The sequence below is a fragment of the Streptomyces sp. NPDC051976 genome (assembly GCF_040680795.1).
Lineage (GTDB): Bacteria > Actinomycetota > Actinomycetes > Streptomycetales > Streptomycetaceae > Actinacidiphila.
In genome coordinates this window covers 86,821-113,674 of record NZ_JBFAXL010000015.1, presented here as the reverse complement: position 1 = coordinate 113,674, position 26,854 = coordinate 86,821, and the positions used below count along the sequence as shown (strand labels likewise).

The window sequence follows — 26,854 nt, the reverse complement described above, 5'->3', positions numbered from 1 at the left end:
CGGTCAGCGGGAGAGCGTGGCGACGGCCTGGGCGTGGACGCCGGGCGCGGCGGCCAGGAAGCTCTCGCTCTGCGGGGTCCAGGGGTGTCCCTCGGCGTCGGAGATCTGTCCGCCGGCCTCGGTGACGAGCAGCGCGCCGGGCAGCAGGTCCGCGCGGGCGCCGGCGAACTGCCAGAAGGCGTCGATCCGGCCGGCGGCCACATCCAGCAGGTGCAGGGTCGCGGGTACGGAGGTGCGCACGACGAGCGCGTCGTGGAGCATCGCGGTGATCGAGGAGCCGACGCGCCGCACGACGGTCTCGTCCTCGTCTGGCCGGGCCTGGCTGGTGGCCACCAGGCTCAGGCCAAGGTCCGTGCGCGGGGACACCTCCAGCGGCAGGCCGTCGAGGTGGGCGCCCGCGCCGGTGAGCGCGGTGTAGGTCTCGCCCGTCAACGGCAGGTGGACCGCGGTGAGCACCGGCTGGTTGTCACGCACCAGAGTGGCTGTCACCGCCCAATCCGGCAGGCCGTGCAGGTGGTTGACGTTGCCTTCGGCCGGATCCACCACCCACCACTCGCCGGGCGGCAGCGCCCCGCCGGCAAGCTCGTCCTCCACCCAACCGGCGCCCGGGCGCAGACTCGTGAGATGCGGGCGCAGGATGCCGAGGGCCGTCTCGTCATTGGCGGCCAGCGCGCGCATCAGCTCGTCGCGGCTGTCGTAGCGGACCACCTCGCCGAAGCGCTCGAGCAGGGCCGCGCCCGCCTCACGCACGGCGACCGCGGTCTGGCCGAGCAGGTAGGCGTCAGAGACGGCGGCGTCCGTGGTGGGAAGTGTTTCGGGCATGGTGAACTCCCGTGTGAGTAGGGGTGGTGAGGCCGTTCGGGCCGCGCTGTGCGCGCTGTTCGGCGCTGTGGTATCGACGGTATAGAGCCTCTTGATTAACCTCAAGTGCATGTAATGCATGCCTAGGATTACTCGCGTGCAATTGACTGTGAACGTGCCGGCGCCGCTCGATGCGCTGGGGGAGGAGGGCCGTGCGGCCGGGCCCTCTCGGTGCGTTCCCGACGAGGTAGACGATGGGCCGACGCGGTGGCCACTCACCAGGTCAGCCGGTGCTCACCTGGTGCTCAACGTCGCGGGCGCGGCCGTAGACCTCGCGCCTCCACAAAAAGTCGCCCGGGCGGGGACTCCCTCCGTGGGAGTCCCCGCCCGGGCGTGTTTCCGGATCTCTCGCTGATCTTGTCGGGTCAGGCCGTCGGCAGGCCCCAGCGTGCGGCGGGTGCGTTCGGGGTGACGGGGGCGAGGGTGGTCGGCGGGCGGGTGCCGCGCGGGTAGATCCAGGCGTCCCGGCCGCGGTGGAGGGTGATGCGCAGGGTGCCGTCGCCCAGGTCGGTCCAGGGCAGGGCGTGTCCCTCGCTGTCCCGTACCTCCAGGGGGCCCGCGATGTCGGTGCGGACCACACAGGGCGCACCAGCCTCGCTGTGCAGACGCGCCCAGCGCGTGGTGCCACCCTGCCGGGAGGCGCTGAGCAGGAAGGCGCCCTGGGTGCGGAAGTCGTGGACGGCGACGTCCTTCCAGGTGGAAGGGATCGCCGGGAAGAGCCGGATGACGCCGCCCCAGCTCTGGCAGACCATGTCGTGCAGCGACTGCGCGGCCGACAGCGGGGTCTCGATGACCGGCCCCGACTCCTTGTACATGGTGTTCGGCTGCACATAGAGGCGCAGCAGGTCGGCGAGGTACCCGGCGGCGGTGTCGCCGTCCAGCATCTGCGCGGCGAAGGAGGCGGCGCCGGTGTAACTGTAGCCCTGGAGCGCGCCCTTGAAGCTGATCCAGTGGTCGACGGAGGTCCTGATGAGGTCGCGGTTCTCCGGCTGCTCCCAGTTGACAAGGTAGAGCGGGAAGACCGACAGCATGTGGGAGTAGTGCCGGTGGGACATGGCGAAGGGCTGGCCCGCGCCGATCATGAAGCCGTTGGCGTCCACCGGTGCGGGCGCGAGACGCAGCAGTACGTCGCGCCAGCGCGGCGCCAGCGGGTCGTCGACGCCCAGCGTGCCGGCGGACTCCAGCAGCGTGGTGCAGCCCCAACGGATCAGCGCCAGGTCGTAGTTGGTGTCGGGGGTGTCGACGCCGTACTCGGGCGAGAAGGTCTTCGGCAGGTGCAGTTTGCCGTCGCTGCCGGGCTCCAGGAAGTGCAGGTAGTAGTTGACCGACTGCCGCAGCAGCGGGAAGACGACGTCGCGCAGGATCGACTCGTCCATGGTGTGGCGGTAGGAGAGCCAGACATTGTGCAGTGCCCAGGTGAGGTTGCCGACCTCGGGGGTGGGCGGGTCCTGGCCGGGGATGCCGCCGCCGGTGCCACCGGGTCCGGCGTCCGCGCCGTGGCTGAGGGTGATGTCGTTGGACCGCGCCATGACGAGCGAGTCCGAGCGGTACGCGGGGGCGGTCTGCGCCTTGATGTTGTCCCGGAACTCGCTCAACGAGCGTGTCAGGCCGTCGAGTTCCAGGTGGTTGGAGCCATGGATCAGCCAGTATTCGAGCTGCACGTTGAGGTTCCACCAGGACGCGGGCCACGGGGTGGGTTCCAGCCACGGGCCCGTGGTGGCCATCACGGGCGCGTCCCGGCGGGCGGCCGAGGCGACCTTGTAGAGCTGGATCCAGTAGAAGCTCTGCAGCCGCGCGTCCGGGATGGAGAGGAACGACTTGCGGTAGTACGCGTGCCACCACGCCCGGTGGTCGGTGGTGAGCGCGCCGAGCGGCTGCCGCGCCGCGGCGCCCACCGCGCGCAGCGCCGCGTCGGTGGCGCCGGTGCCGGGGAAGGAGTGCGCGACGGAGGCGTACAGGGTGCGCGCCTGGCCGCGGGTGACCTCCTGCCAGGCGGTGACGTGCTGACCGCCGGAGAGCAGCGACTGCACGGCGGCGGTGGCCTTGCCGTGCGTGCTCACGACCGCGGGCGGATTGGCGGTGTAGCCGGCGGGCAGTGGCTTGAACGCGGCGCGCGGGCTGATCGCCTCGGCGGGGTGGAAGGTCCAGCGGTAGCCGCGTTCGCCCGCGGTGGGCACGATCTCGACGGCCAGCACCGGGCGGGAGGTGTGGATGACGGCCCGCAGCGTCAGGCTGCCCGCGGCGGTGGTGACGGTCCCGGTCAGCTCGCTGTTCCACAGGTCGAGGCGCCAGTCCACCGCGGTGATGGCGCCGACCGGCTCCAGTGTGAAGTACCCGATGGGCAGCCGGGCCAGGCCGAAGATGGAGCCGAACTCGGGCCGGTGGTCCTGTACTTCGCTGTGCTGGACGTTGAAACGGATGGCGTTCGCGCCCGGCTCCGCGTAGATCCCGGAGCCGAGGAAGCCGTTGCCGAGGTAGGGGCCCTCCTGCCACGTCTTCGGCATCTTCTGCCAGACCATGTCGGAGTCGGCGAGGATCTCGGTCCATGGCCGGTCGTCGCTGCCGAGGTGATCCCCGAAACCGGTGACGACGCCGTCGGGGGCGCTCTCGGATCCGCTGCCGGGGGCCGGTGCGGTGGCGGCTGACGCCGTCCCGGCCGCCGCTGCCACTCCGGCGCCTGCCGCAGCCCCGGCGAGGGCTCCGCCCAGCACCGTACGCCGGGAAACTTCCGTCCTGCCGCGCATCACGCCTCCTGTATACCTGGCCAAAGTTCACGTATACACACACTCATCCTACCTATCGGCATGCGGACGCTAGGCCGGTGCGAGGGGGGCAGTCAAGGAGGTGCGCAGAGACTCCTTGGATAAGTGCAGTCATCGGATCAATCTGTTGACCGGGTGCAGGTATGAGGTGTACACCTCCATGCCGTGGCACTGTTCACGATGGTGAATCTTCTTCAGCGACCGGAACTCCCTCTCCGAGGAGCGCACCATGCACCTGACCAAGAGCCCGCTGATCTCCGCGCTGGTGCTCGCGGCCGCGGCGATCGGCGTGACGGCGAGCACCAGCGCGACGGCTAGCGCGACGGCCGGCGCGGCGAGCAGCACCGCGGCCGCGTCTCACGCCCCGGTCATCCGCACCGCCTTCACCCCGCCCATGGGGTGGAGCAGTTGGAGCTTCCTGCGCAGCAAGCCCACCGAGCAGAACATCGAGGCACAGGGCCTCGCGATGCGCACCAGCGGCCTGGAGGCGCACGGCTACCGCTACGTCAACATCGACGCCGGCTGGAGCGACCACCTGGACGCGTACGGGCGCGACGCCTGGAACACCACGACCTTCCCCGACGGCATCCCCGCCGTCGCCGCGTATCTGCACCACCTCGGCCTGAAGTTCGGCATCTACCTCACCCCCGGCATCCCCAAGGCCGCCGTCGCCGCCGACCTGCCGATCGCGGGCACCCCGTACCACCTCGCCGACATCGCGGACACGACCCAGCCGGGCAACACCCACAACGACTCCTGGCGCATCGACTTCAGCAAGCCGGGCGCGCAGAGTTACGTCCAGGGCTACGCGGACCTGCTCGCGTCCTGGGGTGTGGACTACATCAAGATGGACTTCGTGGGACCCGGCGGCGGCCTCGTGCCGGCCGACGACCGCCCCGACATGGCGGCCTGGCACGAGGCGCTGCAGCACACCCGCCACCCGGTCAACCTGGAGCTGTCCAACTCCCTCAGCCTCGCCAACGCCCCGCTGTGGAAAGCCGACAGCAACGGCTGGCGGATCGAGGGCGACATCGAGTGCTACCACTGCACCACCGTCGGCCTCACCGACTGGACACACGTGGCCAAGCGGTTCGCCGACGCCCCGCAGTGGGCGGCGTACGGCAGCCGCGGCGGCTGGAACGACCTGGACTCGCTGGAAGTCGGCAACGGCGTCAACGACGGCCTCACCCCCGACGAACGGCAGACCGCGATGACCCTGTGGGCCATCTCCGCGTCCCCGCTGCTGCTCGGCACCGACCTCACCCACCTCGACCCCGACGACCTGAAGCTGCTCACCAACGACGAGGTGATCGCGGTCGACCGGGCCGGGCACCCCGCCCGCCCGGTCTCCCAGGCGACCCCGCAGCAGGTCTGGTCGAGCCGGAACACCGACGGCAGCTACACCGTCGCCCTGTTCAACCTGTCGGCCACCCCGGCCACGGTCACCGCCGCCTGGAGCGACCTCGGCGCCACCGGCCACCACGGCTGGGCCCGCGACCTGTGGACCCACCAGAACCTCGGCGACCTCACCGACGCGATCACCGCGACCCTGCCCGCCCACGGCTCCCGGCTGCTGCGGGTCCACGTGCACTGACGGCGGCTCTCGGGGGTGCGACTTCGTTCCCTGTCGGCCGGTGACCTGCTTTCACGGGGGGTGCCTCTAGTGGCGCGCGAACCTGACAATGCGCCAGCTGGCCCGTTGCCGTTGGTCAGGAGGGCTGCTTGGGTCCGCGGTGGGGCAGGGTGCGGCTGTAGACGACGCTTGTGGTCGTGCTGCCGAAGGCGGCCAGTTCGTCGATGAGCGTTTCCAGGTGCTCCATGGAGGTCGCGGCCACCTTCAGGGTGTAGCAGTCGTCGCCGGTGGTGCGCAGGCACTCCAGGATTTCGTGGCGTTCGGTGAGGAGGTGGTGCAGTGGCTGGTGGCGGTTGCCGGGGTACTTCAGGCGGACGACGGCGAGTACCGGGTAGCCGACCTTGGCCAGGTCCACGGTGGCGTGGTACCCGGTGATGACGCCCAGCGATTCCAGATTTCGTACCCGCTCGGTGGTGGCCGACTGGCTGAGGCTGACGCGGCGCCCCAGCTCGCTGAGGGAGATGCGGGCCTCCTGCTGGAGCTGCTCGATGATCGCCCAGTCGATGTGGTCGAGGTTCACGGTCATGGCGCGAGATTACCGGGAGATTCCCTGTGGAAGGCTGGAATTACCGGGAGGGTTGGGTTCCCTCCTCGGTGATCACCGCAATAACCTCGGGGTATGCAACTTGGTGTCAACGTACCGAATTTTGGGCCGGGGACCGACCCGGGCGTGCTGCGTGAGTGGACGCGGGTTGTGGCGGGCCTCGGGTTCGATCTGCTGATGGTGTCGGACCATGTGGCCGTCACCCCTGATGTGGCGCAGCGGTATCCAGAGCCGTTCTACGACCCGTTCACCACGCTGTCCTGGCTGGCCGGGATCGGCGGTGACCAACTGCGGCTGGGAACGACCGTGTTGGTGCTGCCGTACCGTCATCCGCTGCTGGCGGCGCGGATGGCAAGCACCTTGCAACGGCTCAGCGGTGGGCGGTTCGTGCTCGGAGTGGGGGTCGGGTGGGCGCGGCAGGAGTTCGACGCGCTCGGGGTATCGTTCGGCGCGCGGGGCCGGCTGACCGACGAGTACCTGGAAGTGATGCGGCACGTGTGGAAGGCCGAGGACCAGGCTCCGCCTGCGCTGTGGGTCGGCGGGCACAGTGCGGCGGCGATCCGGCGCGCGGTCAGGTTCGGCGATGCCTGGCATCCGCTGAGGCTTCCGGTGTCGCGGATGCGGTCGGTGCTCGCGGACAACGCGCTGCCGGGGTTCGCGCCGCGGATCGCGCTGCGGCTCACCGACGCTCCGGTCGAGGAAGTCGAACGGGCGGCCGGTGTCGGCGACATGCGGCAGATCGTGGGTGATCTGACGGAGCTTCGCGGGCTCGGCGCCCAGACGGTGGTGCTCGACCCGTATGACGGGGATCCGGCTGAGACCCGTCGTCCCGAGGCCGCGTGGCGCACGCTCACCGCGGTGGCCGAGCAGTGGGTGAGGGCATCGTGATCACCCCTGCTGACGAGGCGCTGCTGCGGCAGGCCATCGGTATCGCGGCGCGCGCGGTGGACCTCGGCGACGCGCCGTACGGGTCGCTGCTGGCCGGGCCGGACGGGGCGATCCTCGCCGAGGCGCACAACACGGTCCGCCGGGACGCCGACATCACGGCCCATCCGGAGCTGAAGCTGGCCCGCTGGGCGGCCCGCGAGCTGGACGCGGAAACGGCCGCCCGTACCACCCTGTACACGAGCTGCCAGCCGTGCGGCATGTGCGGCGGCGGCATCCTCCGCTCCGGCATCGGCCGCGTCGTATACGCGCTCTCCACCGAGCAACTCGTCGAACTCAACCCGGAGTCCGGCCAGTGGCCCTCAGTGACGCACGACGGCCCGGCCCTGTTCGACGAGGCACGCGCACCCATCAACAGCTACTACCGGCCGGGCCCACCGACCGGTACGTGACCGCGCGCGTGGACGCGTGACCGGCGGGGCGGCCCGGGTAAGTCCTGCACCAGACCACCGGTGGCCGTTGGTGCGGGTTAGCGTTCGCCGACGGTGTAGGTCAGGTGGGTGACCCGGGAGGACGCGGCGGTGCGGGTCTGGGTCAGGGTGATGCCGTCGGGGTCGAGGTGGTCGAACAGGCGGATGCCGGTGCCGAAGAGGACGGGTGCGAGGGTGAGGGAGAACTCGTCGACCAGGCCGGCGTCGAGGTACTGCTGGATGGTGTCGGCGCCGCCGGCGATGCGGATGTCGCGGTCGCCCGCAACTTTGCGGGCCTGGTCCAGCGCGCTGGCGATGCCGTCGTTGACGAAGTGGAAGGTGGTGCCGCCGGGCCGCTCCCACGGCTCGCGGCCGGTGTGAGTGAGGACGAACACCGGGGTGTGGAACGGCGCGTCGTCCGGCCATGCCAGCTCGCCGGCGTCGAACATGCGCTTGCCCATGATGCTCACGCCGGTGCGCTCGTACGTCGCGCGGGCGATGTCGTTGTCGGTGCCCTCCTCGCCGCCCTCGCCGAGTTTGAGGTTCTCCCGGAAAAACCGCTGCGGGAAGATCCAGGCCTGCAGTCGCGACCATTTCGCCATCCAGTGCTGGACGCGGGGGTCGCTCTGGCCCTGGGGTGAGAAGACGTCCTCGACGGGCATCGGCTCCGGGGCCATGAAGCCGTCGAGCGACATCGTCACGCTGAAGAACACTTTTCCGGCCATCAGTCCTGCGCTCCCTTGGATGTGCTTCCGTCCGTGGTGTTTCCATTCGCGGTGTTCCCGTCCGGCGCGGCCTCGGCGGCGGCGTCCTGGTCCGGGTCGGCTCCGGCGGCGAGAGCGGTGACGTACGAGGCCAGGTTGCTCAGCGTCTGCTCGCCGCCCTCGACCGCGTGGTACTTGGCCACCGCCTCCTCGCGCAGTTCAGCGGTGGGGAACACCGTGCGCATCACGACCCGGGTCCGGGCGCCTTCGGGCGCGAAGGTGAGGACCGAGGTGAAGGCGTTGGGGTCGTCTCCGGACTCGCCGTGCACCAGCGCGATCCGCTCGGGCGGGACGATCTCGATGAAGGTGATCCACTCCTGGTAGTCGGTCCCGTCCGGCCCGTGCATCACGAATGCCCACACCCCGCCGGCGCGGAACTCGAAGGACCGCGTGGTGGTGGTGAACCCGTCCGGTCCCCACCACTGCGACAGGTGCCGCACTTCAGTGAACGCCTCGAACACCAGATGTCTGGGGGCGCCGATGGCCCGGGAGATGACGATCTCGCGGTCCGCGGTCCCGCGGTCAGGCCGGCCGCCGCTGCCGCTGGTCGCCGTCATCGGGTGGTTCCTCCTGCCCTTCCTGCGCCAAGCCCTGCACGTACTCCTCCAGCCGGTCGAACGCGCCGTTCCAGAACTGTTCGAAGCCGCCCGCCCACTCGTGGACCGGCCGCAGCCCGCGGGCGTCCAGCCCGTACAGCCGCTGCCTGCCCTCCCCGCGGACCCGCACCAGCCCGACCTCCCGCAGCACCCGCAGGTGCTTGGACGCCTGAGGCTGGCTCATCCCCAGATCCCGTGCCAGCTCGGTCACCGGCCGCTCACCGCCCCGCAGCAGCACCAATATCTCCCGCCGCTGCGGCTCGGCGATCGCGTTGAACGCATCCGAGGTCGTCGCCGCTCGTGCCATGGCCACCATCATATGCCTATATCGGCATGCGTCAACGTCGGCTGTCCGCGGGCGACACCTCGTAAGAGGGACTCTCTGTTACCAATAGAGTGCAAACGATTACACTCCGTATAAGGTCGAGGAGACGCTAACACCGCATCTATGGAGGATTCGTGTCACGCTTCCGTACTCGACTCGCCCTGCTCGGCTCGGCCGCGGCGCTCGCCGCTGGCGCCGTCGTCCCCGCGCAGTTCGCCGGGGCGCACCCCGCCGCCGCGGCGGAGCAGCAGCAGTGGATTGCTCTGGGCGACTCCTACACCGCCGGGGTCATCCGGGCCGCGGGCGACACCTTCGAAGTCCCGCGCGACGGCTGCGAGCGCACCGACCGCTCCTACCCCCAGGTCATCGACCGCGACCTCGGCGGGCTCTTCGACCTGACCAACGTCAGCTGCGGCGCCGCCACTATCGCGAACGTCACCGACACCCCCCAGAACCCGATCGGCCGCCACCTGCCACCCTTCTCCGAGGACCCGGACTACCCCTTCCCCGCCGTGCCCCCTCAGTCCGAGGCGGTGGGCGCGGACACCAACGTCATCACCGTCGGGGTGGGCGGAAACACCCTCGGCTTCGACGAGTTCCTCACCAAGTGCATGCAGCTCGGCGGGGAAAACGACGGCAAGGGCACTCCGTGCAAGGACGCCCTGGGCGCCGACGTCCCCTCCCGGCTGACGACCGTCCGCGACGAATACGACCGGATGCTCACCGTGCTCCACGAGCGCGCCCCGAAGGCGAAGATCCTGGCCGTCGGCTACCCCACGGTCATTCCCAACGACACCTCCAAGTGCGGCTACGGCGACCTGACGAAGTTCGGCACGATCACTCAGGGCGACCTGGCCTGGCTGCGCACCGACGTCCTGGAACCCCTCAACAAGACGATCGAGGACTCGACCGGAACCCAGGACGCCGCCAGTTACGTCGACCTCTACACCTCGTCGCAGAAGCACAGCGTCTGCGACGACGCCAAGTGGGTCGAAGGCTTCGTCACCCTCCCCGACCAGCTGTCCTTCGTACACCCCAACGCCCTCGGCCACCGCAACGCCGCCGACCACGTCGAAGAAGCAATGCTGAACACCCTCAGCTGAGCCGACCCCACACCCGGCACCCAGCAGACGACCCCCACCGCGGAGCTGCCCCCGGCACCAGCCTGGGGCCAGCTCCGCGATCCACCTCGGATCCCGCCGCAGTCCGGCTTTACTCATCAGGCAACTCGCCGACGGTCAACGGGAGTTCATTACACTCCTGGCATGAGATCCGCCGAACCGGTCGCTACGTCGATCCATGAGCTCCTTCCGCAGATGGTCAACCTCCGAGCTCACTGGCTCGCCTGGGGCAGTTCGAGCGGACTCGACGCCGACCACGCCGTCTACCGCAGTGGCCTCCCGCACAGGCTGCTCAACGGCGTGCTGAGGGTGCACGGGTGCGCTGTGGAAGACGCGGCCGCGGAGGCGGAGAAGCAGTTGAGCGGTGTGCCGTGGCGTTGGTGGATAGGACCGGACAGCGATCCCGGCGTGGCACATGTACTGGAGGGACGGGGCTACGCCCGAGTCGGCAGCATGCCGATCATGGCTGCTGGGCTCGACAAGGTGCCCGAGCCGCCTGTCCCGGCCGGCCTCACCGTCGAGCGCGTCGATACCTCCGAGCACCTGGCGGACTACGTCGATGCCTACGCGTCGTCCTTCGGTATCGGCCCCGACCTGCGGGATGCGGTCATCGACACCGAAGCCGGTCTACGCACCGACCTCGGTCGTCTCATCCGACTTGTGGGGCGAATCGACGGACATGCGGTGGCCACGTCGGCGGTACTCGTCAGCAATGGCGTAGCCGGGCTCTACTGGATCGGCACCGACCCCGCCTACCGCGAACGCGGCATCGGTGCGGCGCTCACCGCAGCCGCGATGGAGATCGGTCGGGAACACGGGATGTCCGTCTGCACGCTGCAGGCCAGCAGCCAGGGGGAGCCCGTCTACACCCGGCTGGGGTTCGTGGGGGTGAGCGAGGTGGTGCTGTACTCGCCGCCGTCGGTCCCGTGACGTAGGCGGGCACCCGCCTGCGTTTCCCCGGGCGGTCAGGGTCCTTCCTGGCGGCCGGCCGGCAGGAACGGGTCTGTCGCGTGCCACTCGCGGCGGAGTAGGCCGAAGACCCAGGAGTCGGAGACGTCGCCGTTGACGACGCAGTCCTCGCGGAGGGTGCCTTCGCGGACGAAGCCGAGCTTCCGCAGGACCCGGGCGGACGCCGCGTTGCGGGTGTCGGTCTCGGATTGGACGCGGTTCAGGTCCAGGGTGTCGAACGCCCATCGTAGGACGGCGTGCGCGGTCTCCGTGGCGTAGCCGTGGCCCCACGCGGCCGCGTCGAAGACGTAGCCCAGGGAAGCGCTGCGGAAGTCCGGGTTCCAGTTGGTCAGGCCGCACCATCCGATGAACGTGCCGTCGGATACGCGGTCGACGGCGACCCGCGCTCCCGTGCCTTCCTCCTCCATGGTCCGGCAGGCCGCGATGAAGCGCTGGGCGCGGGCGGGTTCGGCCCACGGCGGGGAGTCCCAGTAGCGCAGCACGTGGGCGCTGCTCTGCAGCGCGTAGAGCGGCGCCGCGTCGGCGTCGGTGAAGGGCCGCAGGCGCAGGCGGGCGGTGTGCAGCTCGGGGGTGGGCAGCGTCATGCGGGGCATCCTGCCGCGTCACGCCCGCCCCCGGCCATCCGTTTTCGGGGCGTCGACATGCGTGCCGAACGAGTCGTTTTTTCGACGAGCCGCGACGGAATGGCGCGACGGGGGAACACAGGCAGATGGCCGGGAACCCGGTGTTGTGACATCGCTTGACATGCGTGACCTGTCTGACCCGAGGACTCATGGCCGACAAGAGGCGGGATGTAGCGCCCCACGACACAAGGGCCAAGAAGGGTGGGCCGGAACCGGGCAGGAATCACCTACTGCTCCGTGCCCTCCTGTGCTTTGCCGCCGTGCGGATTCTGGGCGTAGTGGTGCTGTCCATCTGGTCGACCACGACCGGGAAGAGCGCCGACGTCCTGCTGTCGAGACGCTGGGATTCCTTGTGGTACGTACGTGTCACTCAGTGGGGCTACGACTTCACGCTGACGGCACCGGACGGCCGGGTTCTTTCAGATCGGGCCTTCTATCCCTTCTTCCCTTGGGCGGAACACGCCGTGTCCGTGGCGACGTCCGTCTCCCTGCCGACGGCGGGACTGATGGTCAGCGCGATGGCGTCCCTCTGTGCCGCGGCGGGAGTGTACGAGGCGGTCCGGGAGGCAACGGGGGAGAGGACCGCGGCGTTTGCCGTAGTGCTGTGGGCGGCCGTCCCGGTGGGCATCGTGCAGTCGATGGCCTACAGCGAAGCGCTCTTCACCGCCCTGGCGGCCTGGACCCTGGTGTTGGCTGCCAAGGAACGCTGGGTAGCGGCAGGAGCGCTCGCGGCCGCGGCCGGGTTGACCCGCCCCGTCGGGGTCGCTGTGGTGCTGGCGGTGGTGGTCGGGGCATGCGGGCAGTCCCTGCGAAGCTCCCGGGTCTCCGCTCAGCAGCAGATCCGGCGGCTCGTCGGCGCACTGATCGCGGTGATGGGCCTGATGGCATACCCGATCTGGGTCGGCCGGCACGGGCACGACGGCGTGTTGGGCTATATGGACGTCCAGCGAGCATGGGGCGTCGGCTTTGACGGAGGGGTCGCGTTCGCCGTGTTCCTGGGGCGCCTCCTCCGCGGTCCGGGGGCGATCGGTGGTCTCCTCCTGATCGCGGGGGTCGCCGTGGTCGTCGCCGCCTATTGGCGCGGATTCTCACTCCGGCTTCCGTTGACCGTCCAGGTCTACGCCGGCACGGTCGTGGTCCTGGCCCTGGGGGCGTCCGGATACTTCGGGTCCAAACCGCGTCTGCTGCTTCCCGCGTTCAGCCTCCTCATCCCGCCGGCTGTCAGGCTGGCCAGAGCCAGACCCCGTCACTCGATCACCCTGGTCGCCGCGCTGGCCGCGTCGTCAGCCCTCTACGGTGCGTTCTGGCTGAACGGGACGGGACCGCCGTGACCGACCCCACCCGCCCGCCGCCTGGCACCCGGACGGGGTCGCGGCTTGCGCTGCCGTTCGCTGCCGCCCTCCGTCATCGCGGCCAGGTGATCCGAGGGTGCCGGCGAGGCGGGCCGTACCTCGGTCCGGCTGAAACGTCGTCATTCGTGTGGGGGAGTGCGGCGCGCGTCGGCTTGTGTGGACGGGCCGCACCCGATTGTCTGCGTCGCGTCAGCCAGCATGTCCGCTGTCGGTCAGCACGTTCGCTGGCGGGCGCGGCTACTTCGGGAGTTACCGTGCGCGCACGAAGCCTATCTGTCGCGGCCGCAGTCGCCGCTCTCGTCCTGGTCCAGCCGGGCCTCGCCGTCGCGGCGGACGACCCCTCCACCACCGTCACGTACACCGTCACGTCCGGTGCGTTGACGCTGTCGGCACCGGTCAGCGTCGCCCTCGGTTCGGGAGCGCCCGGCACCACGATCAGCGGGGCGCTCGGTCCCGTGACCGTCACCGACAATCGCGCCCTCGCCTCGGCCAGTTGGACGGTCACCGCGGCGGAGACGGACTTCACGAGCGGTCCGTCGACGATCCCCGCCACTGACGCCGGCTACGATCCCGGGTCGATTACGACGACCGGTACCATCACCGCCACCGGAACACCCGTGACGCTGACCAACTCCGCGCAGACGGTGGTCACCGGATCCTCCGGTGTCGGAGACAACACCGCGACCTGGAACCCGACCGTCAGCGTTGCCGTGCCCGCCAGCGCCGTCAGCGGGAACTACACCGGAACGCTGACCCAATCCGTTGCCTGACGGAATGAAGGGCGCGCGCCGCTGCTGGGTTCTCCTGCTCGTGCTGGCCTTCGTACAGGCGGCCGGGGTGATGCCGGCGGCGGGGGCGCCCGGGGTGTCCTCCCCCCAGGGCCCGGCGGGGGACAGGACCATCGGTATCAAGCTGCTCGACGCTCCGGAGAGCCGCCGTGCGGATCCCAGGGCGCATGCCTACCTCATCGACCACCTCGCGCCCGGCTCGACCATCGAGCGGCGGGTGGAGGTCACCAACGAGTCGTCCACACCGGTCCACGTCGACGTCTACGCCGCGGCGGCCACCATCGCCCAGGGCAAGTTCACCTTCGCGCCGCAGCGTACGCCCAACGAGCTGACCGGCTGGACGTCACTCGACAAGACGGGCCTTGAGCTGGCGGCCTCCGAATCAGCGCGGGTACGCACCACCATCCGGGTGCCCAGGGACGCCGCCGCCGGGGAGCGGTACGGCGTCATCTGGGCGCAGACGGGCATGGGCACGGACCGGTCGCACTTTCTGACGATGCTGGGCCGGGTGGGCGTCCGCATGTACATCGACGTGGGTCCCGGTGGTGAGCCACCCTCGGACTTCACGATCGAGCGGCTCTATCCAACCCGAGCCCGCGACGGGCAGGACGAGGTCCGCGCCCGGATCCGGAACACGGGGGGCCGCGCCCTGGACATCAGTGGGGCACTCTCCCTCTCCGACGGGCCGGCCGGACTGCGCGCCGGACCGTTCCCGACCGCCAAATCGGGCACCACACTGGCTCCGGGCGACCAGGCGGAGGCGGTCGTCCCGCTGGACGCACGTCTGCCCGACGGCCCCTGGAGCGTGGCGCTCACGCTCAGAAGCGGCCTGGTCGAACACACCGCGCGCGCCACCGTCACCTTCCCGACGACTTCCGGTAGCGCCGGAACGGTCGTCGCGTCGGCCGCCCAGCAAGGGCGCTTCTCCACCCTGGGGGTCACCGCGCTTTCCGCCCTCGTCCTCACCGCTCTGTGCCTTCCGCTCGCCAAGTTCCTCCGGCGCCGCCGGTGACCCTTTGCGCCGGCGCCGGCGCTCCGACCTATCTCGTCACGATGAGTATCTACGGCTTGTTGTCTACGGTTTGGAGGTGGAGATGTCGCTGTTCAGGCAGGGGGAAGGGCGGGCTGCAGCAAGCTCCGGCACAGGAGGTTCGCGCGGCATGTTTCGATTGAGGCCGAGGGCGCGGCCCCGCAGGACGGGGACGGTCATGCTGGCCAGGCTGGCCGTCCTGGCGATCGTCGTGGCCACAGCCTCGACCGCCACGGTCCAGCGCAGCTACGTCAACGACGAGACGGTGCCGGTGATGGGCGCCTTCACCACCACCAGCCTCACCGAACCCAGTGGCACCGCCGCCACTGACCCGGGCGTCAGCGCCAGCGCCGCGAATACCGGCCTCACCTTCACCGTCCTTCCGGTCCGCCAACCCTCCCTGACCATCGCCAAGCATCACGCGGGCACCTTCACCCAGGGCGAGGAAGGCGTTTACCTCATCTCCGTGGGTAACACCACCGCGGCCGCCCCCACCAACGGCACCACGGTCACCGTCCACGACACCCTCCCCACCGGTCTTCGGGCCGCCAGCATCACCGGCAGAGGCTGGCACTGCACGCTGGCCACCCTCACCTGTACCCGCAGTGACGTCCTGCCCGCCGGGCACGGCTACCCGCCCGTCACTTTGAAGGTCGACATCTCCTGCACCGCCCGTGCGCGGGTCACCAACACCGCCACCGTCACCGGAGGCGGTGACACCACCACCCACACTGCCACCGACACCACCACGATCAAGCGCCACGGCGACGACCGCGGCGGGCACGACGGGCGTCATGACCACTGCGATCGGCACGACCACTGACCACGCTGCCAGGTGAAGGTCGGCGCGTATCTCGTAGCGGATCCGGGCATCAGCTGTCGGTCTCCTGGGCGGCGGCTTCGTTGGCGCGGTCGATCTCGGGCATGTGCTCCTCCGCCCAGGTCCGCAGACTCGCAAGCGCGGCTTCCAGGGAGAGCCCGAGTCCGGTGAGCCGGTAGAAGACCCGCGGCGGCACGGTCGGTTCGACCCGGCGCGACACCAGCCCGTCGCGGGTCAGGCTTCGCAGCGTCACGGACAGCATCTTTTGCGAGACACCGGGCATCCGGCGTCTCAGCTCCGCGAAGCGCACCTCGTCCGGTGCGGCATCGGCGAGCGCCTTGACGGCCATGGACGTCCACTTCGTACCGATGCGGTCCAGCAACTGCCGCGTCGGGCACTGGGGATCGAACAGATCGCCGCGTACCCCGCGACCGGCGGCCGGGGCTCCTCGGGTGGTCACCTGCGGCTCACCACCTTCCCTGAAAGTGCCGTCTAGGAAGCGGCTGGACGGTTACCTATCGTTTTGTGGTCACCAATGGTAACCATCCGGGAGGCGCCGTCATGCCCGTCACCACCGCACACCACCTGCGCCGCATCACGACGAACGGCGTCCAACTCAATGTCGCAATCGCCGGGGACGGACCCGCGGTTCTCCTGCTGCACGGCTTCCCGCACACCTGGCAGCTCTGGAGCGGCATCATGGGCCGACTGGCCGGGCAGTACCGGGTCATCGCCCCGGACCTTCGAGGCTTCGGCGCCAGCGCACGTGCCGTCGAGGGTTACGACGCGGGCACCCTCGCCGCCGACGCCGAAGGGCTGCTCCACGCACTCGGCGAGCCCTCGGCAGCGGTGGTCGGCATCGACGCGGGCACCGCCCCCGCCGTCCTGCTCGCGCTGCGCCGACCCGGCCTCGTCCGGCGCCTGGTCGTGATGGAGGCACTGCTCGGCCGCCTGCCCGGAGCAGAGGACGTCGTCGCGGGCGGCGCCCCGTGGTGGTTCGGCTTCCACGCCGTCCCCGGCCTCGCCGAGACCGTCCTGGCGGGCAACGAGGCCCCGTACATCGACTGGTTTCTCGACTCGGGGACGCTCGGGCGAGGAGTACCCGACGACATCCGTGCGGCCTTCGTCCACGCGTACACCGGGGAAGAGGCCCTGCGCTGCGCGTTCTCCTACTACCGGGCCCTGCCCACCAGCGCGCAGCAGATCCAGGACGCCGTCGCGACGGCCCGGCTGACCATGCCCACCATGGCCGTCGGCTCCCACCCCGTCGGCACCGGGCTCGAACGCCAACTCCGTCCCCTCGCCGATGACCTGGTCGGACACCATCTCCAGGACTGCGGCCACATCATCCCCCTCGACCGCCCCGACGCGTTGTTCGCGCTCCTCGCTCCCTTCCTCTCCGCCGATCTGCCGAAGTGACTGGAGCGGAGCAGAAGGACCACGGCGGAACGACCGCATGGGCCGAGGTGACGCGGGCGGGCTGGGGCCGCCGCCGGAAGGGGCTGGTGTGGCTTGGGCGTGTGCCTGCCGCCTTCCGGAAAGCGGACTGATGCCCCCTCATATCCCGGCGGCCGTGGCGCCCGCGCCCCATGGGTGGGTGCCGGCGCCGATGCAGACGAAGGCGGCCGCAGCCGCGGCCGCGGCCGGTTCGGCGTCGTCCCGGTTGAGGCCCTGCTGTGCGTGGGCGAGGGCGGCCGCGGGTGCGTCGCCAGCCGTCAGCCGCCGGTGGAACGCGACCATGACCGGTGTCGTGCTGGCATCGGGCACCGGGAGGACGGGAGCGATCAGCTGCGCGGTTCCGCGGGCCAGGAAGGCCACGCCAAGGCCCATGAGTTCGTCGCCGGCGCGGACCACGGGACGGCCGCTGTCACAGGCCGCGAGCACCAGAGTGTGCGGCACGCGGGGAAGCCGTTCGACGTCGTAGATCATCAGCGGTCCGTCCGCCAGCCCGATGGCGGAGAACAGCGGGTTCTCCGCGGACAGGCGCCCGTGCGCGGCGAGGTGGGCGAGCCCGGTGGCGGCCAGGGCCTGCCGGACGGCGTCGACGGTGGCCCGGCGGCCGGTGAGCGCCGCACCGCCGTGGATCGCGGCGACCGCCCTCGCTTCGGCGCCCGCCCAGGGAAGACCGGGACCCGCGACCGCGGTCACCGTGCCGTCTGCCGGTGTCGGGCGGGCGTGCGCCGCGTGCCAGAGCGTCGCGGACGGGGAGACGGTGACCGGTCGTCCCTGACAGGAGGGGAGCTGGGACCACGGCAGGCTGTGCAGTGACCCCGTAGGTACGACCACGAGGGGACGGTCGCCCAGCTCGGTCAGCGGTCGGAGAAGGAGCGCGTCGAGTCGTTCGGCGGCGGCGCGCCGCAGTTGGGCGGCGGCGAGCAGCGCGGGGTGGGCGGTGGGGCGGGCGTGCCGGCGCAGGGCGAAGGTCAGCCGCTCGATCAGGTCGGTCGCGTGCGTGGCGGCCCCGAGGGGCTGGATGCGTACGCGTCCGTCGACCAGGGTCAGGGCGTGCAGGACACCGTCGCGGCGGAGGTACTCCACCAAAGCCCAGCCGCCCAGGGCCGCGCCGAGTTCGCGCGCCGTCGCCGGTGGCCGCGAGGTGCCTGCGGACGCGGTGCCCAGGTGCCGGCTGCGGTACCGGATCGCGCGCTCCAGCGCCGCCTGACGGGCCAGCAGGGAGCCGGGCCGGGCGCTCTGATCGGCGTGATCGCGGATGACCGACCGCAGTTGGGCCAGCAGTGCCGTCAGCTGCGGGTCGTCGGGCGGGCGGACCGGCACGGTCGGCAACTGACTGGCCCGCGCGCGCTCCGACCACTCCAGGAGATGGCGCGTACGGCCGGTGGCGAAGGCTGTGGTGAGCCCGAGGGCCACCAGGTCGGTGCGGTGTGCGGCGGCGTGCACGCGCAGGTCCGTGGCGCCGAGGCCGGAGGCGTGCTCGTCGAGGATCCGCACGCCGGTGCGGGCCGCCGACATGGCGCCCGGGGCGTCGCCGGCGAGGTGCCGTTTGAGCGCGAGCGCGTACCAGCCGCGCGCGCGGATCAGCGCGGGCCCGCGGGTGCGGACCGCCGTGGCGGCGCGGTCCAGATGCACGCCACCGCGATCCGCTGCCGGCCCGCCGCGCTCGGCGGTCACCTGTGCGGCGATGATCGCCGCGTCCAGCGCGGCCGCCGGCCAGCCCGCGGTGTCCAGGGCCGCCACCATGGCGTCGATGGTCGCCGCCCGCACCTGCTGCCGTTCGCCAGCCGCCCGCCGGGCCCGCAGCTCGAACAGCCGTGCCAGCTCCGTCCATTCCGGCCGCCCCTGCGTGCGCAGCCGTCGCATCGCGGAGCGGGCCTGGTGCAGTGCCGCGGCCGGGTCACCGCCCAGCAACTCGGCCTGGGCCAGGAGCAGCTGCACCTCGGGCACCTTCAAGGTGCGCTTCTCGCGCCGGTAGGCGTCAATGGCCTGGGTGGCGGCGCTCTGCGCCTCGGCGGCCAGCCCGACGGACAGCAGGAGTTCGGCCCGGTCCTGGTGCAGCGTGCCCAGTTGGGCGCCATGGGCGCCGATGATCCGCTCGGCCCGGTCCAAATGGCGAAGAGCGGCCGGGACGTCGCCCCGCAGCGTCTCCATCTGGCCGAGGTTGTTGGCGATCAGGCCGATCGTTAGCGGGCGGCCGAGCTTTCGCGCCAGGCTCTCGGCTTCCGCCAGATCCCGTTCGGCCGCGGTGAAGGCGTGCTGGTCGGAGTGGATGAGCGCCCGGTTGATCAGCATCCGCTGTATTCCGAGCAGGTCCCCGTGCCGCCGGAGTACCCGTAGCGCCGTCTCGAACTCCTCCAGCGCCTCGTCGAGGCGGCCGATGACATGCAGGACGATCGCCCGCTGGGCCCGCGCGCGGGCGGCCGGGACGCCACGCAGGGCAGGCAGGGCGGCGTCGATCTCTCGCAGTGCGGGCTGTGGGCGGCCGCGCTGGAGGATCGCGAAGGCGAGTTTGTACCGTGCCTCCGCCGTCAGTTCGGGGGAGCGGGCCCGGGTGCCCCAGGTGACGGCCCGGCTCAGGTGCCGGATGGCCCCGTCCAGGCCGCCGGTGTGGAGCAGCGCATGTCCCCATGCCCGCTCGGCGATGGATGCCGCCGCTGCGTGGCCCGCCCGTACGGCGCGGCGGGCGGCATGCCGGGCCGCCGCCAGTCCGGAGCCGGGGTCGCGGTCGACCGCTGCCAGTGCCGCTCGGGCCGCTGCGAGGACGTCGTCGCCTTCGGCCTGTTCCGGGACCGGTGCGCCCGCGGCGGCCCGCGCGGCCGATGGCTGGATGTTGTGCGGCGGATGTATCACGGGCGGCCCTGGCGGCTCCGTCCAGGAAAATCACCCTCGCGCCGAGACAACACCCCCATGGAAGGAAGAATATCGACATGCCACAGGATGTGTATCCACTCGCGCACTATCCGGACCAACTCGTCGTCGACCTGCGGCACTTGCAGTACGTCAAGGAGATGCTGGCCGACCTCGGGTTCAGCCACTCCGGCGACGACGAGGATGAGGATGAACTTCTCGGACTCGCCCTGCTACGTGAGTTGGCCGCCCCGGAGGACAACGAGATCGACGTCAGCGATGTTTTGGCGCTGCTGCGTCAGCGTTCGGCGTCCGAACGGGACGGATGGGTGCCGGTGCTCGGCGTGAACCGGCAGGTCGACTCCGTGATCGGGGAAGGGCACAAGCCGATGTTCGCTGCGAACCGGCCGGTCAACTCCGTGATCACGGGAGGGCACAAGCCGATGTCCGGCGCCGAGCCGCAGCCTGCCGGCGCCGCCGAGGTGCCGCGGACGCTGGTGAGCGGGGAGACCGGACGGGGTGTACATGTCGGTGTGGTCGACACCCGGCCCGCGCCCGAACCTGTCGGTGCGGGGCACACGCTGCCGTTCCGGTCCGGGCACGGCGTGTTCGTCACCAGCCTCATCCAGCGGCAGGCGCCGGCGGCCGAGGTCGCGGTCGAGGGCATCCTGGATCCCTCCACCGGCCGGGCCGACGCCTGGGAGGTCGCCCGGGCGGTAGCCCGGCTGGCCGCCGCGCAGCCGCTGGACATCCTCAATCTCTCCTTGGGCTGTTACACGCTGTCCGGGGGCCCGCCGCTGGCCATCGCCCGGGCCGTCGAGCGGCTGGGCAGCGGCGTACTCGTCGTCGCGGCCGCCGGGAACCACGGTGCCGTCACTGCTCTGACCGCCGGCCGTACGGCGCGCTCGGCATGCTGGCCGGCCGCGATGCCGCCCGTGATCGCCGTCGGCTCGGTCGACGAGGCAGGCGCGGTGCCGCCGTGGAGCCCGGGCCTTCCGTGGGTCCACTGCCTGGCCCCCGGCGTCGACGTGGTCGGCTCGTATCTCACCGGGGAGGTGGAACTGAGCGACGGCGGCCACGTGCTTTTCGACGGCTACGCCCGGTGGAGCGGCACCTCTTTCTCGGCCGCCACCGTCTCCGGTGCCGTCGCCGCTCGCACGGTGCCCGGAACGGTGACGCCGCAGCAGGCACTGCGCGCGTTGATCGAGGAAGGCACTCTGGTGCGGCCGTTCCCGGATGGGCCATGATTCCGGCATGCGTGACGATCCCGTGGTGGTCGACCTCGTGCTGCGCGCCCGTGAGGGCGATCCCGCGGCGTGGGACGCCATCGTGGAACGTTACGCCCCGCTGGTGTGGTCGGTGTGCCGCCGGTACGGGCTGACCGGCACCGACGCGGACGACGTCGGCGGTGGTGTCTGGCTGCGCGCGGTGGAGCGTCTCGACACGCTGCGCGAGCCGGCCGCCCTGCCGGGCTGGCTGTTGCGCACCACCGAGCGCGAATGCCTCCAGCTGCTGCGCGCCAGGAAGCGGCAGATACCCGTGGACGGCGGTGAACTCGCCCCGGACACGCCTGACGACGGCGTGTCCGGGGGCCTGGACGGTCACCTCCTGGTGGCCGAGCGTCGGCACGCCCTGCGGCTGGCCTTCGCCGAACTGCCCACCCGCTGCCAGCAGTTGCTGGCCATGCTCTTCGCCGACCCGCCCGTGTCGTATGCGCGGATCTGCGCCGCACTCGACGTCCCGGTGGGCGCGATCGGCCCCACTCGTCGGCGCTGCCTGGATCGCCTTCGTCGCAGCGAGGCGCTGGCCGCGCTGGAACCGGCGTAGGCGCGGGGCGCGAGGGGAGAGGACGAGGCATGGACAACCCGGACGAGGCGACGGGCACGGCGGCGGGCTGGCGGGACGACGATGACCGCCTTGTCGCGGAACTCGGTGCGGCGGTCCGGGACGGACAGGTGCCCGCTTCCTTTCTCCGCGCCGGGAAGGCCGCCTTCCACTGGCGCACCGCCGACGCCGAACTCGCCGCGATCCAGGGGGACTCCTGGCTCTCCCACGCCGAGCCGACCGGCCTGCGCTCCGCACCGCCTGCCACGGAGGACCGCGCGGAACCGCGCACGCTGAGCTTCGCCGCCCGCGATCTGGCCCTCGAGGTCGAGATCCATCCTGATGCCGTACGCGGTCAGGTCGTGCCCGCGCAGCCCGGCACCGTCCGGGTTCGTGACGAAGGCGGCCCCGGCACCACCACTCCCGTGGACGAGGTCGGCTGGTTCGTGATCGAGCCGGCCCCGGCGGGCCCGTTCCGGCTGCACGTGATCACCGCGGCGGGCGCCGCCGTGATCACCGAGTGGATCACCGCCCGGCCATAGCGGCACAGCACCGGGGCGCCCAGTCGGACCGTGCCCGGAACGGAACCGATGCGAACGCCGGTGTATCACAGGCCGGTCGGGTCCCTCCGGTGTGCGGCCGGAGCGGTCAGCGGGTGCCGAGGGCGGTGCTCCCCGCCCCGATAGAACCGGTGGCCGCGCCGTCACCGGCACACACCGCCTGAAGCAGGTGGCGCCTTCGCCGCCGCGCAGGACACGTCACTTGGAGAGGATTCGCCATGAGAACGGAATTTCCGCGTGCCCCGGGCGGCAGCGCAAAAGATGACGCGGGCGGGCAGTCAGGCCGCGGCGTTCTGGAGGGGGCTTTCACGCTGCTCGACCATCTCGGGGCAATGGGTGAGGCCGGGCTCACCCGATTATCGGAGGCGGGGAACGTACCGAAAGCCACCGCCTATCGGCTGCTCGAGCAACTGACCGCGCTGGGCGCCGTGGAGAAGAACAACGGCCAGTATCGGGTGGGTGCCCGCATCTTCTCGCTGGGGCGGATGTGGCGGCCGGACCCGGAACTGCGGCGGGCGGCGCACGACCCGATGCTGCGTATGGCCAGGGCCACCGGTACGTCGGTCGGCGTGGCGGTACTGGCGTACGGCCAGGTCGTGACGTTGGGCGTCGCCTGCGGGGAAGCGGCCAGGCGCGTACCGATGGAGGCCGGAATGCCGCTGCCGCGCCGCACCGCCGCCGCCACGATGCTGCTGGCCTGGGCATCCGCCCCCGGCGCCGAGAGCGCCGTCGGTCCGAACGCCGTGCCCGGACCCGGCATCATGAGCCCCGCGCACGCCGAAGACCTCCGCGGGCGGGGCGCGGCCTTCGACCGGGAGGGCATCCTGCCGGGCGTCAACTGCGTGGCGGTGCCCCTCCTCGGTCCCGGATCGAGGACTCCGATCGCCGCGCTGTACGCCGCTGGCGGCACCTCCTGCCCGCTGCCGCGCCTGGCCGCGGACCTTGACCGGACCAGTGCCGTGATTTCTGCGGCAATCCCTGACCGGCCGCGTGGATCCACCGCTGGAGCGCACTCATGAATTCCGGTCTGCTCAGCGGACCGAGGCGGGACGCAGAGGAATTCCGGCGCAGACAATGATGAGGACGCGGTAACCGCAACCACTCCCAGGCCTTTTCGCAGGTCTGCGAAAACGAGATCACGGCCCGCGTCGGAATATCCCGCAATTGCCGTTCGAGGAAAGGAATCCCATGCGCACCAAGCTTGCCGCGGCCGCTCTACTGGTCGCCCTCGGCGCGGGCGGAGTGGCCATGGCCCCCACCGCCGACGCCGCCACGGCCCCCGCACACGCGGCCCATCTGATCGCCGCGCCCGCCGCGGTCCCCGGCTTCTACGCCGGAGGCAGCTGGCCGCTCTACCAGAGCAACGGGCCCGTCGTGACGATGAACCTGGCCCAGTCCCCGGACGGGACGCTCTACGGCAGCGCCTCCTTCAGCGGCGCCGTCGGGACCGTCATCAGCGGCTCGGTCGACGGCACCAGCATCTACTTCGTCGTCTCCTGGTCCAACGGCGCGCTGGGGCGCTACACCGGCACCCTCGGCCCCGACCGCAGGCTGTCCGGTTACACCTTCGACGTGAACCACCCCTCCGTCCAGGCGGGTTGGCACACCAACAGGACCTTCTGACAGACCGGGCCGGGCGCATGGACCCGGCCCGGCATGACACCACCGCACACCCGGCGCGGCCCGGCGGCCACGCGAGCACCGCGCTCGCGCACGGCCACCGGGCCGCGCTGCCGCGTCAGCCCGCCCGCAGCAGCACGCGCAACGCCTCCCGCGCCTCGTCCCGGAAGGCGTCGGCGACGAACGACCGCTGATGCTCGAAGTGCTCGACGACGATCGCTTCCGCCTCCGGCGCGCCGCTGCGGGCCAGAGCGAGCAGGGCCGGTCCGTGGGGGTGCCGCATCATCGGGTCGGCGAGCAGCCGCAGGAGGTGGGGAAGAGCCTCGGGGGCGGGGCGTTGAGCGAGGGCGCGTTCGGCCATGGTCTGGACGGACTGCGGGTAAGGCCGGTCCGCCAGCCGGGCCAGGGCGGTGGCGGACTCCGGCCCGGGGCAGGCTGCGAGCGCCGCAACCAGGGCGCGGAGGGTGGCGCTCGGCCAGTGGTCGCGGCGGGCCAGGTCGGGAAGGGTGCACAGGGTGGCGGCTGCTGGTGGGCCGATGCGGGCCAAGGAGTCGACTGCCGCCCGTACGGTCTCAGGTTCCGTGTCGGAGGCCAGGTCTGTGAGGGCGGCGATCGCTTCTTCCGTAGGGAAGGTACCGAGTGATGCGGCCGTTCGCAGCCGGAGCGACTCGGAGTTCGAGCGAGCCGCGCCCAGCAGCGTGGGGAGGGCCTCGTGGGCGCCGATCCGTCCCAGCGCCGTGAGGGCGCGCGCCCGCAACGCGGGTGCCTCTTCCTCGTCCTCGGCCAGGGCCACGAGCGCTGGGACGGCTGGGCGGTGACCGAGCAGGCCCAGCGCGTCGGCGGCGGCGCGGCGCAGGGCGGGCGGCCCGTCGGCGGCGAGGGCCGCGAGCAGCCCGGGGGCGGCGCTCTCGTGCCGCAGTGAGCCGAGGGCGATCGCCGCGCCTTGCCGGGACACTGGGGTTCCCTCTTCCCCTGGCCCGCCGCCCGGGTTGTCCTCGTCCTCGCTCTCGCCGAGCAGCCGCAGCAGCTCCCGTACGGGCGGCTCCGGCAGCCGGGCCAGCGCAGCCGCGGCGGGCTCGACGGTCCGCCGGTCCGGCAGCGCACGGTCGAGCAGCGCGGCCCCCACCACCTTCCCGGCCCGGGAGTCGGCCTCGCCGAACGCTCCCAGCGCCCGCACGGCGGCCCTGCGCAGTGCGGCTGACTGTGCCGGATCCAGCAGCGGCAGCAGTCCCTCCGCTTCTTTGGCAAAGCGCAGCTCGCCGAAGTAGGGCGAGACGAACAGCCGCGGCTGCTCGGCCACCACCTCGCAGATGACCACGCACGCGGCCTCGTACGGATATGCCTCCCGCGGATACGAATCCGGGAAGTTCTGCGGGTGTTCACGCGGCCAGGTTCCCTGTGGGTCCTTCAGAAGTCCCCGCATCCGCGCACGCCCCTGCTCGCTCAGGGCCAGCAGCCGCCCGGCCAGCCGCGCCGTCTCGTGGTCAGGATCGCGCAGCCGCTCCACCAGCGGTTCGTTCCGGGAAAGGTCCAGCCATCGCTGCGGCTCCGGCAGTTCGAGCAGCGCCCGCAGCGCCGCCCGGCGGACCCGGGGCGGCGTCTCTGCGGCGGTGGCGAGGTGCAGCAGCGCGGGGGCTGTGCGCGGATCACGGAAAGCGGCCAACAGCCCGACGGCAGCGTCTAGTTCGTACGGCACCAACCGCCACACCCGGGCCAGCACGGGTTCCAGCGCCTCGGGGTGGGGCGCCTCGGTGAGCAGCCGCACCACATCCGGCTCCAGCCGCTGGTCGAATCGTACGAGCAGCCGTTCACTCGCCTCCGCCCACGCCCCGATCGCGACCAGGGCCTCGAACGCGGCGGTCTCCAGTCGGTAGCGCAGGCTCTCACTGATCTCCTGATCCAACAGCCGGCACAACGCCGGCACGGCACGCTGTTCCCGCCGCCGTCCCAGTGCCCGCACGGCCTCGATCAGTGGCCAGGACCGGTCGTGGTTGTACGAGCCGAAGTCCGGTTCCGCCACCAGCGGTTCGCATCGCTCCACGTGGCGAATCAACGCCGACCCGCCCTCCGGGCCGAACGCCGCCTCGCCCAGCACCTCGGCCGCCCGCGCAGCCGTGAGATCGTTCGGTCCTTCCAGCGCCCGGCACAACCTGGCGAAATCCCCGGCCATCCACATCCGCGCGATTCCGGTGTCGGTCACGCCCTTCATCCGCCCTCGCCCCTCACGCGCCCCCGCCTTCGTCCGCCCGGCCGCTCGTCCGAAAGGGCCACGTACAACGGCGTCCCCACCACGACCTCCCGCCGCATCCCCGTCTCGTCGGTCACGCTCCCGCGCAGCAGCTCCCGTGCCAGGAACTCGCACCACATCGCGGGCCCGGCCAGCCGGTCGCACACCTCCGCCACGTCATGCAGTACCCCATCCGTGGGCCGCGCCGCCGGCACCCCATCCGTCTCCGCCCGCGAGGCGTCCTGCAGCAACCGGTACAGCGACGGCAGCCACGAATGCCCCACCCGCCTCAGCCCCGGCTCCGCACTGTGCCCCACCAGATGGTGCGCCGACCCCACCAGCGCGACCAGCGTGTCCCCCTCCACCCCCGACATCAGCACAGGCCCCTCGGCCAGCCCGTCCCCTGACACCCGGAGCCCCACCTCACCCCGGAACCAGAACCCGGCCCCTTCCTCCTCCTCGGCTCCCGACGGCACCCACCCGACGTCGTACTCCCGCTCCAGGAACCCCTCCACCACATCCAGCCGCTCGTACAGCCCCGCATCCTGCCCCGCGGGCCGCTGCACAGACACCCCCGCGACCTTCAGATCCACCTTCGCCTCCGCCGTCAACCGCGACAGCAGCTTCCGCGGAATCTGCGTGTGGAGCATCTCCACCTTCGCCCCGGACACATACACGTAGTACCGCAACCCCGCCTCCCTCACCCCAACGACCGCTTCAGCGTACGCAGTTGCACCGCGCCCGCGCCGTCGTACGGGGCCGGGCCGGGGCGGCCGGG

26 protein-coding genes are annotated in these 26,854 nt (G+C 71.4%); 15 read left to right on the top strand and 11 right to left on the bottom strand.

Annotated elements, in window-relative coordinates:
* Positions 1 to 3: 3 nt before the first annotated feature.
* Both AB0M29_RS17895 and AB0M29_RS17890 read right to left on the bottom strand, forming a co-directional pair.
* On the bottom strand, positions 4 to 822 hold the full coding sequence (locus AB0M29_RS17895) for a 3'(2'),5'-bisphosphate nucleotidase CysQ (RefSeq protein ID WP_365383530.1): 819 nt from the start codon (positions 820 to 822) through the stop codon (positions 4 to 6).
* A gap of 404 nt (positions 823 to 1,226) precedes the next feature.
* Positions 1,227 to 3,605 carry a glycoside hydrolase family 95-like protein gene (locus AB0M29_RS17890; protein ID WP_365383528.1) on the bottom strand — a complete coding sequence of 793 codons (2,379 nt, stop codon included), beginning with the start codon at positions 3,603 to 3,605 and terminating at the stop codon, positions 1,227 to 1,229.
* A gap of 247 nt (positions 3,606 to 3,852) precedes the next feature.
* Between AB0M29_RS17890 and AB0M29_RS17885 the strand changes: the two genes are divergently transcribed.
* On the top strand, positions 3,853 to 5,217 hold the full coding sequence (locus AB0M29_RS17885; protein WP_365383526.1) for a glycoside hydrolase family 27 protein: 1,365 nt from the start codon (positions 3,853 to 3,855) through the stop codon (positions 5,215 to 5,217).
* Positions 5,218 to 5,332: 115 nt separating this feature from the next.
* On the opposite strand, the gene AB0M29_RS17880 is transcribed toward AB0M29_RS17885, so the two are convergent.
* Positions 5,333 to 5,782 carry an Lrp/AsnC family transcriptional regulator gene (locus AB0M29_RS17880; RefSeq protein WP_365383524.1) on the bottom strand — a complete coding sequence of 150 codons (450 nt, stop codon included), beginning with the start codon at positions 5,780 to 5,782 and terminating at the stop codon, positions 5,333 to 5,335.
* A gap of 93 nt (positions 5,783 to 5,875) precedes the next feature.
* Between AB0M29_RS17880 and AB0M29_RS17875 the strand changes: the two genes are divergently transcribed.
* Together AB0M29_RS17875 and AB0M29_RS17870 are read left to right on the top strand one after the other, a co-directional pair.
* Complete coding sequence (locus tag AB0M29_RS17875) at positions 5,876 to 6,688, top strand: LLM class flavin-dependent oxidoreductase (RefSeq protein ID WP_365383522.1); 813 nt, start codon at positions 5,876 to 5,878, stop codon at positions 6,686 to 6,688.
* Positions 6,685 to 7,137, top strand: a complete 453-nt coding sequence (locus AB0M29_RS17870; RefSeq protein ID WP_365383520.1) for a nucleoside deaminase — start codon at positions 6,685 to 6,687, stop codon at positions 7,135 to 7,137. Before AB0M29_RS17875 ends, AB0M29_RS17870 begins: the two co-directional genes overlap by 4 nt.
* Positions 7,138 to 7,214: 77 nt before the next feature.
* Here the strand turns inward: AB0M29_RS17870 and AB0M29_RS17865 are convergent, their stop codons facing one another.
* The 3 genes from AB0M29_RS17865 to AB0M29_RS17855 are packed head-to-tail and all read right to left on the bottom strand — an operon-like array spanning position 7,215 to position 8,822.
* The gene (locus AB0M29_RS17865; RefSeq protein WP_365383518.1) at positions 7,215 to 7,880 is read right to left on the bottom strand and encodes a dihydrofolate reductase family protein; all 666 of its coding nucleotides are present in this window, start codon (positions 7,878 to 7,880) and stop codon (positions 7,215 to 7,217) included.
* On the bottom strand, positions 7,880 to 8,476 hold the full coding sequence (locus AB0M29_RS17860) for an SRPBCC family protein (RefSeq protein ID WP_365383517.1): 597 nt from the start codon (positions 8,474 to 8,476) through the stop codon (positions 7,880 to 7,882). The genes AB0M29_RS17865 and AB0M29_RS17860 overlap by 1 nt, the downstream gene beginning before the upstream one ends.
* Positions 8,442 to 8,822, bottom strand: coding sequence for a metalloregulator ArsR/SmtB family transcription factor (locus AB0M29_RS17855; RefSeq protein ID WP_365383515.1), 381 nt, complete (start codon positions 8,820 to 8,822; stop codon positions 8,442 to 8,444). The genes AB0M29_RS17860 and AB0M29_RS17855 overlap by 35 nt, the downstream gene beginning before the upstream one ends.
* A gap of 152 nt (positions 8,823 to 8,974) precedes the next feature.
* Between AB0M29_RS17855 and AB0M29_RS17850 the strand changes: the two genes are divergently transcribed.
* Positions 8,975 to 9,943, top strand: coding sequence for an SGNH/GDSL hydrolase family protein (locus AB0M29_RS17850; protein WP_365383513.1), 969 nt, complete (start codon positions 8,975 to 8,977; stop codon positions 9,941 to 9,943).
* A gap of 162 nt (positions 9,944 to 10,105) precedes the next feature.
* Complete coding sequence (locus AB0M29_RS17845) at positions 10,106 to 10,891, top strand: GNAT family N-acetyltransferase (protein WP_365383511.1); 786 nt, start codon at positions 10,106 to 10,108, stop codon at positions 10,889 to 10,891.
* A gap of 35 nt (positions 10,892 to 10,926) precedes the next feature.
* On the opposite strand, the gene AB0M29_RS17840 is transcribed toward AB0M29_RS17845, so the two are convergent.
* Entirely contained in the window at positions 10,927 to 11,514 is a 588-nt protein-coding gene (locus AB0M29_RS17840) for a GNAT family protein (RefSeq protein WP_365383510.1), read from the bottom strand.
* 188 nt (positions 11,515 to 11,702) lie between these two features.
* Here AB0M29_RS17840 and AB0M29_RS17835 point away from each other — a divergent pair, with 188 nt between their 5' ends.
* The 4 genes from AB0M29_RS17835 (at position 11,703) to AB0M29_RS17820 (ending at position 15,546) form a co-directional block, all read left to right on the top strand.
* Positions 11,703 to 12,884: a glycosyltransferase family 39 protein gene (locus AB0M29_RS17835; protein WP_365383508.1), complete on the top strand. Its 1,182-nt coding sequence runs from the start codon at positions 11,703 to 11,705 to the stop codon at positions 12,882 to 12,884.
* Positions 12,885 to 13,159: 275 nt separating this feature from the next.
* Positions 13,160 to 13,675, top strand: coding sequence for a hypothetical protein (locus AB0M29_RS17830; RefSeq protein WP_365383507.1), 516 nt, complete (start codon positions 13,160 to 13,162; stop codon positions 13,673 to 13,675).
* 4 nt (positions 13,676 to 13,679) lie between these two features.
* Complete coding sequence (locus AB0M29_RS17825; RefSeq protein ID WP_365383505.1) at positions 13,680 to 14,705, top strand: peptidase; 1,026 nt, start codon at positions 13,680 to 13,682, stop codon at positions 14,703 to 14,705.
* A 196-nt stretch (positions 14,706 to 14,901) separates the two neighbouring features.
* Positions 14,902 to 15,546 (top strand): hypothetical protein, encoded by a 645-nt coding sequence (locus AB0M29_RS17820; RefSeq protein ID WP_365383503.1) that lies wholly within the window; start codon positions 14,902 to 14,904, stop codon positions 15,544 to 15,546.
* A gap of 49 nt (positions 15,547 to 15,595) precedes the next feature.
* On the opposite strand, the gene AB0M29_RS17815 is transcribed toward AB0M29_RS17820, so the two are convergent.
* Positions 15,596 to 16,003 carry a helix-turn-helix domain-containing protein gene (locus AB0M29_RS17815; RefSeq protein ID WP_365383502.1) on the bottom strand — a complete coding sequence of 136 codons (408 nt, stop codon included), beginning with the start codon at positions 16,001 to 16,003 and terminating at the stop codon, positions 15,596 to 15,598.
* Positions 16,004 to 16,104: 101 nt separating this feature from the next.
* On the opposite strand from AB0M29_RS17815, the gene AB0M29_RS17810 reads away from it, so the two are divergent.
* The gene (locus tag AB0M29_RS17810) at positions 16,105 to 16,962 is read left to right on the top strand and encodes an alpha/beta hydrolase (protein WP_365383500.1); all 858 of its coding nucleotides are present in this window, start codon (positions 16,105 to 16,107) and stop codon (positions 16,960 to 16,962) included.
* A 138-nt stretch (positions 16,963 to 17,100) separates the two neighbouring features.
* Here AB0M29_RS17810 and AB0M29_RS17805 read toward each other — a convergent pair whose 3' ends face one another.
* The gene (locus AB0M29_RS17805) at positions 17,101 to 19,848 is read right to left on the bottom strand and encodes a CHAT domain-containing protein (protein ID WP_365383498.1); all 2,748 of its coding nucleotides are present in this window, start codon (positions 19,846 to 19,848) and stop codon (positions 17,101 to 17,103) included.
* A 77-nt stretch (positions 19,849 to 19,925) separates the two neighbouring features.
* On the opposite strand from AB0M29_RS17805, the gene AB0M29_RS17800 reads away from it, so the two are divergent.
* From AB0M29_RS17800 to AB0M29_RS17780, 5 genes are all read left to right on the top strand, one after another.
* Positions 19,926 to 21,092: a S8/S53 family peptidase gene (locus AB0M29_RS17800; RefSeq protein ID WP_365383497.1), complete on the top strand. Its 1,167-nt coding sequence runs from the start codon at positions 19,926 to 19,928 to the stop codon at positions 21,090 to 21,092.
* 7 nt (positions 21,093 to 21,099) lie between these two features.
* The gene (locus tag AB0M29_RS17795) at positions 21,100 to 21,672 is read left to right on the top strand and encodes a sigma-70 family RNA polymerase sigma factor (RefSeq protein ID WP_365383495.1); all 573 of its coding nucleotides are present in this window, start codon (positions 21,100 to 21,102) and stop codon (positions 21,670 to 21,672) included.
* A 29-nt stretch (positions 21,673 to 21,701) separates the two neighbouring features.
* Positions 21,702 to 22,211 carry a hypothetical protein gene (locus AB0M29_RS17790; RefSeq protein WP_365383493.1) on the top strand — a complete coding sequence of 170 codons (510 nt, stop codon included), beginning with the start codon at positions 21,702 to 21,704 and terminating at the stop codon, positions 22,209 to 22,211.
* A 236-nt stretch (positions 22,212 to 22,447) separates the two neighbouring features.
* On the top strand, positions 22,448 to 23,248 hold the full coding sequence (locus tag AB0M29_RS17785) for a helix-turn-helix domain-containing protein (protein ID WP_365383491.1): 801 nt from the start codon (positions 22,448 to 22,450) through the stop codon (positions 23,246 to 23,248).
* A gap of 169 nt (positions 23,249 to 23,417) precedes the next feature.
* On the top strand, positions 23,418 to 23,852 hold the full coding sequence (locus AB0M29_RS17780) for a hypothetical protein (RefSeq protein WP_365383490.1): 435 nt from the start codon (positions 23,418 to 23,420) through the stop codon (positions 23,850 to 23,852).
* A 115-nt stretch (positions 23,853 to 23,967) separates the two neighbouring features.
* Here the strand turns inward: AB0M29_RS17780 and AB0M29_RS17775 are convergent, their stop codons facing one another.
* Positions 23,968 to 26,049 (bottom strand): HEAT repeat domain-containing protein, encoded by a 2,082-nt coding sequence (locus AB0M29_RS17775; protein WP_365383488.1) that lies wholly within the window; start codon positions 26,047 to 26,049, stop codon positions 23,968 to 23,970.
* A 5-nt stretch (positions 26,050 to 26,054) separates the two neighbouring features.
* Complete coding sequence (locus tag AB0M29_RS17770; RefSeq protein WP_365383486.1) at positions 26,055 to 26,765, bottom strand: SAVMC3_10250 family protein; 711 nt, start codon at positions 26,763 to 26,765, stop codon at positions 26,055 to 26,057.
* Positions 26,766 to 26,854 lie beyond the last annotated feature (89 nt).

Bases quoted from the DNA above. Each gene is read 5' to 3' on its own strand.
- AB0M29_RS17895 (WP_365383530.1), bottom strand. From the start codon at position 822: ATGCCCGAAACACTTCCCACCACGGACGCCGCCGTCTCTGACGCCTAC.
- AB0M29_RS17890 (WP_365383528.1), bottom strand. From the start codon at position 3,605: ATGCGCGGCAGGACGGAAGTTTCCCGGCGTACGGTGCTGGGCGGAGCC.
- AB0M29_RS17885 (WP_365383526.1), top strand. From the start codon at position 3,853: ATGCACCTGACCAAGAGCCCGCTGATCTCCGCGCTGGTGCTCGCGGCC.
- AB0M29_RS17880 (WP_365383524.1), bottom strand. From the start codon at position 5,782: ATGACCGTGAACCTCGACCACATCGACTGGGCGATCATCGAGCAGCTC.
- AB0M29_RS17875 (WP_365383522.1), top strand. From the start codon at position 5,876: ATGCAACTTGGTGTCAACGTACCGAATTTTGGGCCGGGGACCGACCCG.
- AB0M29_RS17865 (WP_365383518.1), bottom strand. From the start codon at position 7,880: ATGGCCGGAAAAGTGTTCTTCAGCGTGACGATGTCGCTCGACGGCTTC.
- AB0M29_RS17860 (WP_365383517.1), bottom strand. From the start codon at position 8,476: ATGACGGCGACCAGCGGCAGCGGCGGCCGGCCTGACCGCGGGACCGCG.
- AB0M29_RS17855 (WP_365383515.1), bottom strand. From the start codon at position 8,822: ATGGCACGAGCGGCGACGACCTCGGATGCGTTCAACGCGATCGCCGAG.
- AB0M29_RS17845 (WP_365383511.1), top strand. From the start codon at position 10,106: ATGAGATCCGCCGAACCGGTCGCTACGTCGATCCATGAGCTCCTTCCG.
- AB0M29_RS17840 (WP_365383510.1), bottom strand. From the start codon at position 11,514: ATGACGCTGCCCACCCCCGAGCTGCACACCGCCCGCCTGCGCCTGCGG.
- AB0M29_RS17835 (WP_365383508.1), top strand. From the start codon at position 11,703: ATGGCCGACAAGAGGCGGGATGTAGCGCCCCACGACACAAGGGCCAAG.
- AB0M29_RS17825 (WP_365383505.1), top strand. From the start codon at position 13,680: ATGAAGGGCGCGCGCCGCTGCTGGGTTCTCCTGCTCGTGCTGGCCTTC.
- AB0M29_RS17820 (WP_365383503.1), top strand. From the start codon at position 14,902: ATGCTGGCCAGGCTGGCCGTCCTGGCGATCGTCGTGGCCACAGCCTCG.
- AB0M29_RS17810 (WP_365383500.1), top strand. From the start codon at position 16,105: ATGCCCGTCACCACCGCACACCACCTGCGCCGCATCACGACGAACGGC.
- AB0M29_RS17800 (WP_365383497.1), top strand. From the start codon at position 19,926: ATGCCACAGGATGTGTATCCACTCGCGCACTATCCGGACCAACTCGTC.
- AB0M29_RS17795 (WP_365383495.1), top strand. From the start codon at position 21,100: ATGCGTGACGATCCCGTGGTGGTCGACCTCGTGCTGCGCGCCCGTGAG.
- AB0M29_RS17790 (WP_365383493.1), top strand. From the start codon at position 21,702: ATGGACAACCCGGACGAGGCGACGGGCACGGCGGCGGGCTGGCGGGAC.
- AB0M29_RS17785 (WP_365383491.1), top strand. From the start codon at position 22,448: ATGAGAACGGAATTTCCGCGTGCCCCGGGCGGCAGCGCAAAAGATGAC.
- AB0M29_RS17780 (WP_365383490.1), top strand. From the start codon at position 23,418: ATGCGCACCAAGCTTGCCGCGGCCGCTCTACTGGTCGCCCTCGGCGCG.